At 65.5% G+C, this 15314-nt stretch carries 14 protein-coding genes; 5 read left to right on the forward strand and 9 right to left on the reverse strand.

Annotated features, from left to right (window positions below):
• Positions 1 to 14: 14 nt before the first annotated feature.
• From fabD to D7S86_RS08745, 5 genes are all read right to left on the reverse strand, one after another.
• Positions 15 to 941: an ACP S-malonyltransferase gene (gene fabD / locus D7S86_RS08725; protein ID WP_121085465.1), complete on the reverse strand. Its 927-nt coding sequence runs from the start codon at positions 939 to 941 to the stop codon at positions 15 to 17.
• A 275-nt stretch (positions 942 to 1216) separates the two neighbouring features.
• Positions 1217 to 2218 (reverse strand): beta-ketoacyl-ACP synthase III, encoded by a 1002-nt coding sequence (locus D7S86_RS08730; protein WP_205962777.1) that lies wholly within the window; start codon positions 2216 to 2218, stop codon positions 1217 to 1219.
• The gene (gene plsX / locus D7S86_RS08735; RefSeq protein ID WP_121085469.1) at positions 2215 to 3321 is read right to left on the reverse strand and encodes a phosphate acyltransferase PlsX; all 1107 of its coding nucleotides are present in this window, start codon (positions 3319 to 3321) and stop codon (positions 2215 to 2217) included. The genes D7S86_RS08730 and plsX overlap by 4 nt, the downstream gene beginning before the upstream one ends.
• Positions 3322 to 3443: 122 nt before the next feature.
• A complete protein-coding gene (gene rpmF / locus D7S86_RS08740; protein WP_121085471.1) occupies positions 3444 to 3623 on the reverse strand; it encodes a 50S ribosomal protein L32 in 180 nt (59 codons plus the stop codon).
• Positions 3624 to 3697: 74 nt separating this feature from the next.
• Entirely contained in the window at positions 3698 to 4318 is a 621-nt protein-coding gene (locus D7S86_RS08745) for a YceD family protein (protein ID WP_121085473.1), read from the reverse strand.
• 127 nt (positions 4319 to 4445) lie between these two features.
• Between D7S86_RS08745 and D7S86_RS08750 the strand changes: the two genes are divergently transcribed.
• On the forward strand, positions 4446 to 5045 hold the full coding sequence (locus D7S86_RS08750) for a Maf-like protein (protein ID WP_121086070.1): 600 nt from the start codon (positions 4446 to 4448) through the stop codon (positions 5043 to 5045).
• Entirely contained in the window at positions 5042 to 5758 is a 717-nt protein-coding gene (locus D7S86_RS08755) for an SAM-dependent methyltransferase (protein WP_121085475.1), read from the forward strand. Before D7S86_RS08750 ends, D7S86_RS08755 begins: the two co-directional genes overlap by 4 nt.
• 100 nt (positions 5759 to 5858) lie before the next feature.
• Here the strand turns inward: D7S86_RS08755 and D7S86_RS08760 are convergent, their stop codons facing one another.
• The 4 genes from D7S86_RS08760 to rluC are packed head-to-tail and all read right to left on the reverse strand — an operon-like array spanning position 5859 to position 8981.
• The gene (locus tag D7S86_RS08760) at positions 5859 to 6869 is read right to left on the reverse strand and encodes a S49 family peptidase (protein WP_121085477.1); all 1011 of its coding nucleotides are present in this window, start codon (positions 6867 to 6869) and stop codon (positions 5859 to 5861) included.
• Between the two features lie 50 nt (positions 6870 to 6919).
• Positions 6920 to 7300, reverse strand: coding sequence for a Rieske (2Fe-2S) protein (locus D7S86_RS08765; RefSeq protein ID WP_121085479.1), 381 nt, complete (start codon positions 7298 to 7300; stop codon positions 6920 to 6922).
• Positions 7301 to 7339: 39 nt separating this feature from the next.
• Positions 7340 to 7999, reverse strand: coding sequence for an HAD-IA family hydrolase (locus D7S86_RS08770; RefSeq protein ID WP_121085480.1), 660 nt, complete (start codon positions 7997 to 7999; stop codon positions 7340 to 7342).
• Positions 7980 to 8981, reverse strand: coding sequence for a 23S rRNA pseudouridine(955/2504/2580) synthase RluC (gene rluC / locus D7S86_RS08775; protein ID WP_121085482.1), 1002 nt, complete (start codon positions 8979 to 8981; stop codon positions 7980 to 7982). Before rluC ends, D7S86_RS08770 begins: the two co-directional genes overlap by 20 nt.
• A gap of 808 nt (positions 8982 to 9789) precedes the next feature.
• On the opposite strand from rluC, the gene D7S86_RS08780 reads away from it, so the two are divergent.
• The 3 genes from D7S86_RS08780 to mobA all read left to right on the forward strand — a co-directional run bounded on the left by D7S86_RS08780 (position 9790) and on the right by mobA (position 15262).
• On the forward strand, positions 9790 to 13155 hold the full coding sequence (locus D7S86_RS08780; RefSeq protein WP_121085484.1) for an Rne/Rng family ribonuclease: 3366 nt from the start codon (positions 9790 to 9792) through the stop codon (positions 13153 to 13155).
• Between the two features lie 284 nt (positions 13156 to 13439).
• Positions 13440 to 14576: a GTP 3',8-cyclase MoaA gene (gene moaA / locus D7S86_RS08785; RefSeq protein ID WP_121085486.1), complete on the forward strand. Its 1137-nt coding sequence runs from the start codon at positions 13440 to 13442 to the stop codon at positions 14574 to 14576.
• Positions 14573 to 15262 carry a molybdenum cofactor guanylyltransferase gene (gene mobA / locus D7S86_RS08790; RefSeq protein WP_121085488.1) on the forward strand — a complete coding sequence of 230 codons (690 nt, stop codon included), beginning with the start codon at positions 14573 to 14575 and terminating at the stop codon, positions 15260 to 15262. The genes moaA and mobA overlap by 4 nt, the downstream gene beginning before the upstream one ends.
• Positions 15263 to 15314: the final 52 nt, after the last annotated feature.

The raw sequence follows: 15314 nt of genomic DNA on the forward strand, positions 1-15314 counted from the left end.
GATATCCGTGCGCGTTATTGAAGCGACTTGAGCGTCTCGTCGAGCGACGCGGCGTCGAAAATCGCGCCGTTGACGAGTTGCGCGTCGATCCGCTTGGTCAGTCCCGCGAGCACCTTGCCCGGGCCGCATTCGATCACCTGCGTCGTGTCCTCGGCGATGCGCTTGACGCATTCGACCCAGCGCACCGCGCCCGCGGCCTGACGCACGAGCGCGTCGCGAATCGCGGCCGGATCGCTGACGATCGCGACATCGACATTGTTGACGACAGGAATCGCGGGCGTCCGGATGTCGACGTTCGCGAGATACTCGCGCAGGCGGTCCGATGCGGGCTTGAGCAGCGACGAGTGGAACGGCGCCGACACCGGCAACGGCAGCGCGCGCTTCGCGCCGGCGGCCTTCGCCAGTTCGCAGGCCTTGTCGATGCCGGCCTTGAGGCCCGCGATCACGACTTGCGCCGGCGCGTTGAAGTTGACCGCCTCGACGACACCCGCAGCCGATGCTTCGGCGCAGACGGCGCGCACCGCATCGTCGTCGAGACCGAGGATCGCGGCCATGCCGCCCGTGCCGACGGGCACGGCTTCCTGCATGGCCTGCGCGCGGAACCGCACGAGCGGCACCGCATCGCGGAAGCTCAGCGCGCCCGCGGCGACGAGCGCCGTATATTCTCCGAGACTGTGACCCGCGACGATCGACGGCGCCGGGCCGCCCGCGGCCAGCCACGCGCGGTAGATCGCGTATGACGCCGTGAGCATCACGGGTTGGGTATTCGTCGTCAGGCTCAGCGCTTCGGCCGGACCTTCGGCGATCAAGCGCCCGATGTCCTGACCGAGCGCCTCGGACGCTTCATCGAGCGTCTCCCGCACGACGGGCACGTCGGCAAACGCGTTGAGCATGCCGACCGCCTGAGAGCCCTGACCGGGAAATACAAACGCAAACTTCATGACGTCCCCTTCTCTTGTCTGACTGGATCATGCGGGCGCATTCGATTTGTTCGAACGCAGCGAAGCGTCCCGCCTCGAACCGGCTCCATGCGGCGCTCTGCCGCGATCGGCCGGTCCCTGTCCTCATCGTGTCGATCGCGCGGCCGATTCCGACTGCGCGTGTCCGTCGCATGGTTCCGCGCGCAAGACACAGACGACCCGGACGCGCGCATCGAGCACGCGACAGTCTTGTCGACCCCGATGACATTCGATCCGGCGCTGTCGCGCCGGACGATCTACATGCGCACGAGCGCGGCGCCCCAGGTGAATCCGCCGCCGACGCCTTCGAGCAATACGTGCTGCCCCTTCTTGATGCGCCCGTCGCGGACCGCGGCGTCGAGCGCAAGCGGGATCGACGCGGCCGACGTATTGCCGTGTTCGTCGACGGTCACGACCATGCGCTCGGCGTTGAGACCGAGCTTGCGCGCGGTGCCCGACATGATCCGGATATTGGCCTGGTGCGGAATCAGCCAATCGAGCTCCGATGCCTGCATGCCGGCCTTCGCGAGCGCTTCGTTCGCGACTTTTTCGAGCACGTTGACGGCCAGCTTGAACACCGCCTGACCGTCCATGTGCAGGAACGCGTTCCCCGCGATCGCGCCGCCGTGCACATTGCCGGGCACGCACAGAATCGATGCGTGGCTGCCGTCGGCATGCAGCGCCGTCGAGAGCACGCCGGGCTCGTCCGATGCCGTCAGCACGACCGCGCCCGCGCCATCGCCGAACAGCACGCATGTCGTGCGATCGTTGAAATCGAGAATCCGCGAAAACGTCTCGGCGCCGACGACGAGCGCCGTCTTGTTCGCACCGCTGCGAATGAAGTTGTCGGCCGTCGCGAGTGCGTAAGCAAAGCCCGAACACACGGCCTGCACGTCGAACGCGGCACACCCGTTCTTGATGCCGAGTTTGTTTTGCAGCAGGCAAGCCGAACTCGGAAACACGAAATCAGGCGTCGACGTCGCGACGATGATCAGATCGATCGACTGCGGATCGATGCCCGCCGATTCGATAGCGCGCTGCGATGCGACGAGCGCGAGGTCGGTCGTCGTCACGTCCGGTTCGGCGAAGTGACGCGCGTGGATGCCCGTGCGCGCAACGATCCACTCATCGCTCGTCTCGAGCCCGCGTGCGGCGAGTTGAGCGGCGAGTTGATCGTTGGTGACGCGGTTGGGCGGCAAATAGCTGCCGGTACCGATGATGCGGGAATACGGGGACTGCTGCGTGGTGGAAGCCATCATACCTTCGGGGAAACGGTCGCGAGCGCGATGCGAGGATCGACAGAGCCGCCCGATGCACCGGACGATAACGCGTCCGTGCCGGCGAGCGGCGAGGCGTTTTCTTCCATGGCCTTTGCCAGACGGGCCTGGACGCCGTTCTTGACGGCATCATAACCGCGTTTGATGGCCCACTCAAACGCGTAAGCGTCGGCCGAGCCGTGACACTTGATCACCACGCCGCGCAAGCCGAGCAGCGCGGCGCCGCTGTAGCGACGGTGATCGACGCGGCGCTTGAAGCGCGCGAGAACCGGCCACGCGAGCACGGCCATGAGCCGCGTCATCCACGAGCGCCCGAACTCTTCCTTGATCATTGCCGTGAGCATCTGGGCGAGACCTTCGGACGTCTTGAGCGCGACATTGCCGACAAAACCGTCGCAGACGATCACGTCGGTCGTGCCTTTGTAGATGTCGTCGCCTTCGACATTGCCGTAGAAGTTCAACGTGCTCGCGCGCAGCAATTCGCCGGCGCGCTTGATGACTTCGTTGCCCTTGATGACCTCTTCGCCGATGTTGAGCAAGCCGATCGTCGGCCGCTCCTTGCCGTCGACGGCCGCGACGAGCGCATGCCCCATCTCCGCGAACTGCAGCAAATGCTGCGGCTCGCAGTCGACGTTCGCGCCAAGATCGAGGACCGTCGAATAGCCCTTGCGGTTCGGCATGACGGTCGCGAGCGCCGGGCGCTCGACGCCCGCGAGCGTCTTGAGCACATAGCGCGAGACGGCCATCAACGCACCCGTATTACCCGCGGAAATGCAGCACTGCGCGCTGCCGTCCTTGACGAGATTCAAGGCGACACGCATCGACGAGTCTTTTTTCTTGCGCAAGGCGACCTCGACGGGATCGTCCATCTGGACGACCTCGGAAGCCGGCACCACCGGCAAAGCTGCGATTTCGCGCGGGTCGACGACTTTGGCGCGCTTGAGTTGCGCCCGAATCGGCTCTTCAAGGCCGACGAGCACCAGTTCCGCATCCGGATGGGAGCGGACGAAGCTGACGGCTGCCGGCACCGTCACGGACGGACCGTGATCGCCGCCCATGCAGTCGATAGTGATCTTGACGGTCATGCGACGAGACGGATCTGGATACAAAAAAGCGGCATCGGATGCCGCTTGTTTTGTCGAACCCACGCTATGCACGCGTTCGGGCCGACGATGTCGAACCCGGGAGCCAAAATGGCTGCGCGCACTTAGTCGTTCTTGGTCTTGACGACCTTCTTGCCGCGGTAGTAGCCGTTCGGGCTGATGTGATGACGCAGATGCGTTTCACCCGACGTCGGTTCGACAGCGATCGCCGCGCCGGTCAGGAAATCGTGGGAACGGTGCATGCCGCGCTTCGACGGCGACTTCTTGTTTTGCTGGACAGCCATGACAACTCCTAAAAATTTTGCCGGATTCTAGCATATTCAGGCAGCACCCTCAGGTCGAGCATTGCCTGGTTCGTTCATGCGTCGTTCTTTGGCGGAACGTCGCGTTTCAGCGCGGAAAGCGCCGCAAACGGGTTGTCGTCTCGCTTGGCCTCATCCGGGTCCGGATGCGCGATCACGATATCGCCTGCCTTCCCGGTCACGAGCGACTCGTGCACCGAGGGACACACGTCGTGCTTCGGCACGAGCGGAAACGACAGCAATATTTCTTCTTCAATCAGCTCGTACAAGTCGAACTGCTTTGATCCGACGATCGGATCGATTTCATCGTCTTCGAGCGGCACCGCGTCGGCCTGCTCTTCGGTCGCGACAATCAGATAGCTTGCGCGCACATGGATCGGCTGCTCGTACGGCGTCATGCAGCGTTGGCATTCGAGCCACAACGCGGCGCGAATCGTCACGTGCAGATGCAACTCGGGCGCCGCGCCCGTCACCTCGCGCCGCTCACCCTGCGCCGTCCAGTGCACGAACCCGTCGCGAGACCCGCCATGTTCCGATACGGGAACCGCGAGTTCGTTTACTATGCGCGGCAAGTCGCCCAGCGCGATGTCGCCCGCGCCGCTGCGTCCCGCGCGGGCAAACTCGAACAGATCGAAAGCACGCCAGTCGGGACCGGCAGCCGCGGTGGATGAGCTCATAACAGTGCTGCCGCTGCGAAACGCGAGAGTGTACCGATTTTTGGCCTTTCGAGTCAATCACTTAACCCGATGGTTTTAAGCGTCCGCCTGCTTGCCCGCCGGCGGCGCCCGTCCTGAACGCCCGACGATGTCATCCGAAGCCGATCGCTCCCTGATTCTTGCCTCCAGTTCCCCGTACCGGCGCACGCTACTCGAACGCCTGCGCGTGCCGTTTTCCGTCGTCGTTCCGGCGATCGACGAGACGCCGCGCCCCGACGAGAGCCCCGCCTCGACGGCGATGCGCCTCGCCGTCGAAAAAGCCCGCGCCGTCGCCGAGCGGCACCCGCGCGCGCTGATCATCGGGTCCGATCAGGTCGCGACACTCGACGGCCAGCAGATCGGCAAGCCCGGCGACCATCGCAGCGCGCTTGCGCAACTGCAGACGATGCGCGGGCGCGTCGTCGAATTCCATAGCGCGCTCTGCGTATTCGATGCCGCGCGCGGCGATGCGCAGATCAAGGACATCCTCACGCGCGTGCGCTTTCGCAACCTTCCCGACGCGGCGCTCGACGCGTATCTGCATGCCGAACAGCCCTACGACTGCGCGGGCAGCGCCAAAGCCGAGGGACTCGGGATCGCGCTGCTCGAATCGATCGAGAGCCATGACCCCACCGCGCTGATCGGGCTTCCGCTGATCGAACTCGTCAGCATGTTGAACCACGCAGGCTATCCGGTACTCCGCGCATGACTGGCACGCTCTATTTGATCCCGAACACGCTCGGCGAAGGCGACGAAGCCGCACTCGAGCTCGTATTGCCCGCGCCCGTACGCGCATGCGCGAGCCGGCTCGGTTATTTCGTCGGCGAAAACGCGAAGAGCACGCGCGCGTTCCTCAAGCGGGTCGGCACCGAACGGCCGATCCAGGACATCCGGATCGCGGAGCTCAACGTCAATACGCCCGCGGCCCAGGTCGAGGCGCTGCTCAAGCCGATTCTCGACGGTGCCGACGGCGGACTCGTGTCCGAGGCCGGCTGCCCCGCGGTCGCCGATCCGGGCGCGCTGCTCGTCGAGCGCGCGCACCGGCGCGGCGTGCGCGTCGTGCCGTTCGTCGGGCCGAATTCGATCCTGCTCGGATTGATGGCGTCGGGCCTCAATGGCCAGAGTTTCGCGTTTCACGGCTATCTGGCGCTCGACGCCGCCGCGCGCGTCAAGCAGCTTCGCGAACTCGAACAGACCTCGCGCCGCGGCAAGCAGACGCAGATCTTCATCGAAACGCCGTATCGGAACAAAGCGATGCTCGACGCGATGCGCAGCACGCTCGCACCGTCGACACGCGTCTGCGTTGCGGTAGACCTCACGCTGCCGACCGAACAGGTCGTCTGCAAGCCGGCATCGGAATGGAAATCCGATACGCTCGACCTCAACAAGCGCCCCGCGATCTTCCTGATGCTTGCGAATTGATGCGTGCGAACTGATGCTTGCAAGCTGATACGCGCGAACCGTGCCGCGCAAGGGCGGCGGCGCCGGGCAAGCAGGCGCTCGCCCGGCGGCGCTGCAAGCCTTATTGGAGCGAGGTCCGCACGGCGACGTGCGCGAGCGCCTTCATCGCGGCATCGCCGATCGACGCGCCGAAACGGCTCGCGAGACGGTCGGCGAAATTCGACTTGACCGTGTAGTCGACGACGTTGTCGGCCTTGATCACATTGCGCGCGACGAAATCGGTGTCGCCGAATCCATCGGCCAAGCCGAGATCGACACTCTGCTGGCCCGTCCAGAACAAGCCCGAGAACAGATCGGGATCGTCAGGGTTCTTGAGCCGGTTGCCGCGACCCTGCTTGACCGCCGCGATGAATTGCGCGTGGATCTGGTCGAGCATCTGCTGCGCATGCTCCTTGGCCTTGTCGGACTCCGGCGAGAACGGATCGAACAAGCCCTTGTTCTCGCCCGACGTATGCAGACGCCGTTCGACGCCGAGCTTGTCCATCAGACCCGTGAAGCCGAATCCCTCCATGAGCACGCCGATCGAGCCGACCACGCTCGCCTGATCGACATAGATCTTGTCGGCCGCGACCGCCACGTAGTACCCGCCCGACGCGCACATATCGTCGACGACGACATACAGCGGCTTGCTCGGATACTTCGTGCGCAGGCGCCGCATGTCGCGGTTGATGATCGCCGCCTGCACGGGGCTGCCGCCGGGACTGTTGATCCGCAGGATCACGCCGACCGTGTTCGTGTCGGCGAACGCCGATTCGAGCGAGGCATTGATGTTTTCCGCACTCGCCTGTCCATCCGACGAGATCTCGCCGGTCAGCGTCACGAGCGCCGTATGGCGGCCCGTCGACACGGTCGTCTCGCCCGACACGTTGAGCAAGCCCCACGCGATCAGTGCGAATACGATCAGAAACGCAAAGCGAAAGAAGATTTTCCAACGACGCGTCGCGCGCTGCTCACGCAGCGCCGACAGCGCGAGCTTTTCGAGGACGGCGCGTTCCCAGTTGGGTTCCCGGCCCGGCGGGACGGATGCTGCGGGAGGCGTCGATGATTCAGGGCGATCGAAATTATCTGACATGCGTCGTCAAAAAAGGCGTTGTTCCAGCCAATGGATTGGCGACCGGTCAGTCACACAACAGCCGCCGGACGCACGTCGTCGTCCGGTAGCCAAAAGATCGCGCGGCCGGAAGGCGTTTCGCGTTCTTCAACCCGTACTGCGCGGAGTTTCGCACCCCGACACGGACCGCCGACACATCGCCCGCTCTCGGGCGTATAAACGGCGCCGTGGGTTGCGCAAACCAAGTATAAACCCGAATCGTCGAAGAACTGCCCCTCATTCCAGTCCAACTCCATCGGCACATGCGCGCACTGATTCAAGTACCCGTAGGCCACGCCGTCGAACCGGACGAAGAACACCGTCGTGTCGTGACCGAGGTAGGTCGCGTTCGCGCGAACCCCCGAACCGCCGTCCACCAGCGCAAGCGCATCGCAGATATACACAGGTTCCATGAGATTCGTATGACGTTTTAACGCGTTCGAGGTTTAGGCTCAAGCATTCTGATCGAGCCACCGACCGAGTTCGGCGACATCGTGCGCGCAAAACCGCGGCGACAGCTTGAGCAGAGGCGCCTCGGCGTGCGCGCCGTAGGTGACCGCGATGCCCGCCGTGCCCGCATTGAGCGCCATCTGCAGGTCATGTGTTGTGTCGCCGATCATGACGGTACGCTCGGGCGTCCGGCCGACAAAATCGATGACCTCATGAAGCATTTGCGGATGGGGTTTCGAGAAGGTTTCGTCGGCACATCGCGTGACATCGAACATGCCGACCAGATCGACGGCGTTGAGCGCACGATCGAGCCCGACCCGGCTCTTGCCGGTGGCGACCGCCAGCAGAAAACCCGCTGCGCGCAGGCGTTCGAGCATCGCGCGCACGCCGTCGAACAGCTCGATCGTCGGATCGCCGGTCAGATAGTGCACGCGATACCGCTCGACGAGCTTCGGGTAGTCGGCCGGATCGAGCGCCGGCGCGGCGATTTCAAGCGCCTCGCGCAAGCCGAGCCCGATGACATAGCTCGCCGCCTGATCATCGGGCACGGGAAGGCCGAGATCGCGGCACGCGGCCTGGATGCTGCGCGTGATGTGCCGCGTCGAGTCCATCAGCGTGCCGTCCCAGTCGAACACGATCAAATCAAACTGTTTTTGCGGCATGGCCCTCGTCATCCTGCAATTGGTTCAGAAACTGCCGGCATTCGTCCGGCAACGGCGCTTCGACTTCGAGCGGCGCCCCGGTTCCCGGATGCGTGATCCGCAGCTTGTACGCATGCAGGAACATGCGGCGGATGCCCGGCTTCGCTCCCGAACGCGCGAGTTGCTTGTTGAGCGCGAAGTCGCCGTATTTCTCGTCGCCGACGATCGGCGTGCCCACATGCTGAAGATGTACGCGGATCTGGTGCGTGCGGCCGGTCTTGAGTTCGCATTCGAGCAGCGCGAAACCGGCGAACCGCTCGATGAGATTGAAGATCGTATGGGACGCGAGTCCGTCCTCCTGCACGCGGACCCGACGCTCGCCGTCGGGCGTCAGGTATTTGTGCAGCGGCGCTTTGACCGCGCGACGCCGATCGTGCCAGTCCCCGGCGACGCACGCGAGGTATCGTTTGTCCACCCGATTCTCGCGGATCTGCTCGTGCAGCGAAACGAGCGCCGAGCGGCGCTTGGCGATCATCAGCAGGCCCGACGTCTCACGATCGAGCCGGTGCACGAGTTCGAGATATTTGGCCTTCGGCCGCGCGTTGCGCAATTGCTCGATGACGCCGAAGCTGACCCCGCTTCCGCCGTGCACGGCGAGACCCGCCGGCTTGTCGATCACGAGCAGGTGGTCGTCCTCATGGACGATCGCATAGGACGGCGGCGGCATCCAGGCCGGCGTCTCGACTTCTTTCGCCGCGATCCGGATCGGCGGCACGCGGACCGTGTCGCCGGCCTCAAGACGATAGTCAGCGCTCACTCTGCCCTTGTTGACGCGGACCTCGCCGCTGCGCAGGATCCGGTAGACATGGCTTTTCGGCACGCCTTTGCAGACGCGCATGAGGAAGTTGTCGATGCGCTGACCGGCCCACTCGTCGTCGATCTCGATCATCGAGACCTGGTCGGCCGCGACCGCTTGCCCGGAGGTTTTGCCTAACTCATTCATTCTGCATATAATTTGTCCCAACTTTCGTTGGCTGTCACCGGCACTTGCCGGCCAGACACGAAAGTGTGCCCCGTGCGAGCGGTCAAAACCGTCATTTTACTTGCACCCGTGGGCCGGTTGCTCGTCCCGCTTCGACGAGCATGGTTGAGTGAGTTGCACGCACGAGATCCGCTCCGGCAGGGAGTGCGCCCACAGGCGCCTCCGGTTGGCGAGCGTGTTTCGCGGGCAGCGAAGTTAGGGTCAAAAAGAATTTTGAATCGCGCAGCGGGCTGTGTCAGGCACGCTGCGCGAGTTGCGAAGTCAGCCGGTCCGCGGCCGACGCGCCCCGCTTCCCTGGTGATCGTGGACGATCACGGCGAAGCCGGATGCGACGGATGTCGACCGGTGCGATGTCAGGCATGTACTGTGACGCCGCGCGCCGAATGGGCCGGCCAAGCATGCATACAGGCGCCCGCTTGCGCGTCCGGTTCTGGCGTCCGGTCCAGGTGCGATTTTCCGCACGGACCGGCTCAGTCAGGATACGGCATGCCCGCGCATGGTTGCCCGCATCGCCAATCGCCAGTGCCAATGCTGCCCTTCGGAACGGGCAGGCTGATCCGGCAATTCTCCCGTCCCCGACTTCGGCCCCGCGTGCTTTATATGTGACAACAAAAAAGCGCGGCGCGCTGTCGTTTTCCCGGTCCGTGCGGCCCCATCTGGCCGCATGTGTCCATCCGGTGTCCGGTCCCGCATCAGTCCACGCGACTGGTCGCGCCCATCCGCGCGGACGGACCCAAAACGACGGCGCAGTTGCTCTGGGAGCCGTTCAATGAAACGCATGCTGTTCAATGCAACGCAGCAGGAGGAATTGCGCGTTGCAATCGTCGACGGTCAGAAACTGATCGACATCGACATCGAAACCGCCGGTCGCGAACAACGCAAAGGCAATATCTACAAGGGTGTCATCACCCGCATCGAACCGTCTCTCGAAGCCTGCTTCGTCAATTACGGCGAAGACCGCCACGGCTTCCTTCCGTTCAAGGAAGTCGCCCGCCAGTATTTCCGCGAAGGCGTCGACATGCGCTCGGCACGCATCCAGGATGCGCTGCGCGAGGGCCAGGAACTCATCGTCCAGGTCGAAAAGGAAGAACGCGGCAACAAGGGCGCGGCGCTCACGACGTTCATCTCGCTCGCGGGCCGTTACCTCGTGCTGATGCCGAACAACCCGCGCGGCGGCGGCGTATCGCGCCGCATCGAGGGCGAGGAACGGCAGGAACTGCGCGAGACGATGGGCCAGCTCGAGCTGCCCGACGGCATGAGCATCATCGCGCGCACGGCCGGCATCGGCCGCAGCGCCGAAGAGCTCCAGTGGGACCTCAACTACCTCATGCAGCTCTGGCGCGCGATCGAAGACGCGTCGAAGCAGACGCGCGGTCCGTTGCTGATCTATCTCGAATCGAGCCTCGTCATCCGCGCGATTCGCGACTATTTCCAACCGGATATCGGCGAAATCCTCATCGACACCGAGGAGATCGACGAACAGGCACGCGCGTTCATGAGCGTCGTGATGCCGGACAACCTCAACAAGGTCAAGCGCTACCGCGACGACGTGCCGCTGTTCTCGCGCTTCCAGATCGAGCATCAGATCGAGACGGCCTACTCGCGGACCGTTCCGCTGCCGTCGGGCGGCGCGATCGTCATCGATCACACCGAAGCGCTCGTCGCGATCGACGTGAACTCGGCGCGCGCGACCAAGGGCGCCGATATCGAAGAAACCGCGGCCCGCACGAATCTCGAAGCCGCGGACGAAGTCGCGCGCCAACTGCGCTTGCGCGACCTCGGCGGCCTGATCGTCATCGACTTCATCGACATGGAGTCGAGCAAGAGCCAGCGTGAAGTCGAGCAGCGTCTCAAGGACGCGCTCAAGCATGACCGCGCGCGCGTCCAGATGGGCAAGATCTCGCGCTTCGGCCTCATGGAGCTTTCGCGTCAGCGTCTGCGCCCGGCGCTGTCGGAAGGCAGCCATGTCACGTGCCCGCGATGCAACGGCACGGGTCATATCCGCGATACCGAATCGTCGGCGCTCCAGGTCCTTCGGATCATCCAGGAAGAGGCGATGAAGGAAAACACCTCGGCGATTCATTGCCAGGTGCCCGTCGAAGTCACCGCGTTCCTGCTCAACGAGAAGCGTCAGGAAATCAACAAGATCGAGACGCGCTTCAAGGTCAACGTCGTGTTGATCCCGAACAAGCATCTCGACACGCCGCACTACAAGCTCGAACGGCTGCGTCACGACGATCCGCGCCTCGAAGATCCGCGCGCGAGCTACAAGATGGCCGAAGAGGCCGCGCGCGAGCTCGAGTCGGAATCGGGCTACAGCAAGCGCGCCGAAGACGCGAAGCCGAAGCAGGAAGCCGCGGTCAAGGGCATTACGCCCGAGCGTCCGGCGCCGGCCTCGACGCCGCGTCCGGAACCCGTCGCCGCCGCGCCGGCCGCAGCCGCACCGGTCGCGACCGGCGGGTTCTTCGGCTGGGTCAAGCGCCTGTTCGCGGGCGCGCCCGCACCCGCGCCGGTCGTCGAAGCGCCGGCCGCGAAGCCGTCGGCGCGCACCGCACGCGATCGCGTCGAGCGCGGCGACAAGGATCGCGCCGGCACGCCGGGCGACAAGGGCGAACGCGCCGACAAGGGCGAGCGTCAGGATCGTGGCCGCAACAACCGCCGCGGCGGTGCGCAGACACGCGACGCCGAAGGCAAGCAGGCCCAGCGCGGCCCGCGTCAAGATCGCGGCGACCGCTCGGCCGAAACGCGTGAAGCACGCGAACCCCGTGAGGGCCGTGAAACCCGCGAGAGCCGTGAACCGCGCGAGGGTCGTGAAGGTCGCGAGCCGCGTGAAGCACGCGAAGGCCGTGGCAATCGTGAACGCCAGGAACGGCTTGCCGACGCGATCGACGGCGTCGAACGCCAGGAGCGCGGCGAGCGCAAGGGCGGCGAACGTGCGGAGCGCGCGGACCGCGGCGAACGCGCCGAGCGTGGCGAACGCAGTGAACGTGGCGAGCGTCGTGAAAAGCGCGCCGCAGCGGAAGCCGTCGTAACGGCCGAAGACAAGCTGAACGGACAAGCCGCGGACGTCTCGCTCGATGAAAACGGCAATGCGCGTTCGAACGAGGATCTGTCGGGCGATAGCGAAGCGTTGCGCGAAGGCGGCGAAGAACGCCGTCGTCGTCGTCGCGGCCGCCGTGGTGGCCGTCGCGAGCGCGAGGAAGACAACGTCAACGCGACGCTCGAGGCGGATGTCGCCGAAGGCGCCGGCCAGGCGGCACCGGTCGAAGCGATCGAGTCGGAAGGCGAGGCACGCGAACCGGCTCGCCCCGTTGCGACACCGGACGTCGAACCCGCTGCAGCCATGTCGCCGGAAGCGGTCGCACCGCATGCCCCGGAAGCGGCTCAAGCGGTCGAAACGCGTCGCGATGTCGAGGCGAGCGCGCCTGTTGCATCGTCCGCGCCCGCCGCATCGGAGTCGGCGTCCGTGACAGAACCGGCCGCAGCGGCGTCGCACGCCGAGCCGCAGACCGGCTCGCGTGAAATCGACGCGCCGGTGGCTGTCGCGCCGGTTCAGACGACCCCGGTCGTTGCCGAACCCGTGGCTTCGGCTCCGGTTCAAGCGCCCGTCGAAACGCCTGCAGCACCGGCATCCGCATCGGTCGAAGCTGCGGCGACGGCAGAGACGGCGCCGGTCCCCGTGACCGTCGAATCGGCTCAAGTCGCACCGGCACCGGTGGTCGCACCGGCTCGGGATGTTGCGCCGGCGCCGCGCGCCGATACGGAAGACACGACGCGCACCGCCGCACAAGCGGTGGCGCCGGCTTCGACCGATGTGCCGGCGGTTCCCGCGGCGTCCGGCACGCCGGTAGCGCCCGCCGCTGCAGCGCCTGTCGCGACATCGACGGGTACGTCGGCACCGGCCGCCTCGGCCGCTCACGGCACGCTGTCGGTCGAGGCGCTCTCGCCGATGCTCGAATCGGCGGGCCTCGTCTGGGTCAACACGGACTCGGACAAGCTTCGTGCCGCGCGCGACATCGCCGCTCAGCAAGTACGGCCGGCTCGCGCGCCGCGCGAACGCAAGCCGTTGCCGCCGGTCTCGACAGCGCCGATGGTCCAGGTCGAAACGGGACACACCCCGAACGGCCAGGCGTAATCAGCCGGGCGACACGATCGCGCCCGGCCGAGTCAGCGATGATTCGGCCGGCACGATCCCGCCCGTCGGGATGTCCGCCGCGTCACACGCGGCACGCATCGAATCCGGCTGCGCCTCGCCATGCGAAGCGCGGCTCGGTAAAGCCCCCCAGCCTCCCGGCTCGGGGGCTTTTTCTTTGGGCGAGTCGACGGATGAGTGAATCGTCACAGTGCGCCGGTCCCCACGGCGAGGCAATCCGGTCGATTCTGTTCGGCTAGAATGAATTGCCCCCATCCAGAAATGCCATGTCCAGCAAGATCATTCCGGTTACCGATTGGCGCTCGATGTTGCGCGATCGGCCGACGCCCGACCTGTCCGGTTCGCCCGTTCCGCCGAACGGCGTCCTGACGGACACGCGCGGCCGCGCCTTGCGCGATCTCCGGATCTCGATCACCGATCGCTGCAACTTCCGATGCGTCTACTGCATGCCGAAAGAGATCTTCGGCAACGACCATCCGTTTCTGCCGCATGCGGAACTGCTCACATTCGAGGAAATCGAGCGTCTTGCGACGGTTTTCGTCGCTCACGGCGTGCGCAAGATTCGTCTGACGGGCGGCGAGCCGCTGCTGCGCAGAAATATCGAACACCTGATCGAACGACTCGCCTCGCTTCGAACACCCGAAGGCGACCCGCTCGATCTGAGCTTGACGACGAACGGCTCGCTGCTCGCACGGAAAGCGCATGCGCTGCGCGCGGCCGGCCTCCGCCGCCTGACCGTGAGCCTCGACGCGCTCGACGACTCCCTGTTTCGCCAGATCAACGACGCCGACTTCCCCGTCGCCGAGGTGCTCGACGGCATCGATGCGGCGCGCGAGGCGGGATTCGGGTCGATCAAGGTCAATATGGTCGTCAAGCGCGGCACGAACGACCATGAAATCGTGCCGATGGCGCGCCATTTTCGCGGTACCGGCGTCGTGCTCCGCTTCATCGAATACATGGACGTCGGTACGTCGAACGGCTGGCGTATGGACGATGTCGTCGCATCCGCGGACGTCATCGCGCAGATCGCACAGTACGCCCGGATCGAGCCCGTCGCGCCCGGCTATCGCGGCGAAACAGCCGAGCGCTGGCGCTATAGCGACGGAAGCGGCGAATTCGGCACGATTTCGAGCGTCACACGGGCCTTCTGCGGCGATTGCACACGTGTCCGGCTCTCGACCGAAGGCAAGATCTATCTGTGCCTGTTTGCGTCGCAGGGATACGACTTGCGCGCGCTGCTCCGCGCCCCGGGCCTCGACGATGCGGCGCTCGCCACGGCCATCGCGCGGATCTGGCACGGCCGCGGCGATCATTACTCGGAAATCCGCGCCTCGAACAGCGCGCCGCGCGACGTCGCCGCGCACGACGCGCGGCGTGTCGAGATGTCGTATATCGGCGGATGACGCACGGCACGCGAACCGTCATCGCGCGTGCGCAGCTCACGGGCCTGATCCTCGCGGGTGGCCAGGGCGCGCGCATGGGGGGCGTCGACAAAGGTCTCGAACCGCTGCTGGGGCGCCCGCTCGTCGAACACGCGATCGCGCGCCTCGCACCCCAGGTCGGTCATCTGGCGATCAGCGCGAATCGCCATATCGCCGAGTACCGGCGATATGGCTATCCGGTCTTCAGCGACGATGCAGGCCCCATGCGCACCGCCTCGCCCCAGACGCATACCGATGCGAATGCGCCGGACGCGACCCATGCCGGCACGCCGCGCTTCAGCGGGCCGCTCGCGGGCATCGCGACCGGACTCGCCTCCATCGATTCGGACTGGTTGCTCGTGGTCCCGTGCGACGCCCCGTTGTTCCCGACGGACCTCGCCGCCCGCCTGATCGAGGCGATCGAGATCAGCGCCGCCGATCTCGCCGTCGCGGCCACGATCGAGGCCGACGGATCGCGCCAACGCCACCCCGTCTTCGCCCTGATCCCGCGCCGCCTCGCGGCCTCGGCCGCCGCCGCGCTCGACGCGGGCGCGTACAAACTCGACGCGTGGTACCGTCGCCACAACCCGGTTGAAGTCAGTTTTCCCGATTCCCGCGCGTTCTACAATGCGAACACCCTGCGCGACCTCCGCGAATTAGAACGATAATCGCGCACCCTCGTACCCATAGACATCGATACAATCGCCGACCCGGCCGCGA

The organism is Pararobbsia silviterrae, assembly GCF_003628125.1.
Lineage (GTDB): Bacteria > Pseudomonadota > Gammaproteobacteria > Burkholderiales > Burkholderiaceae > Pararobbsia > Pararobbsia silviterrae.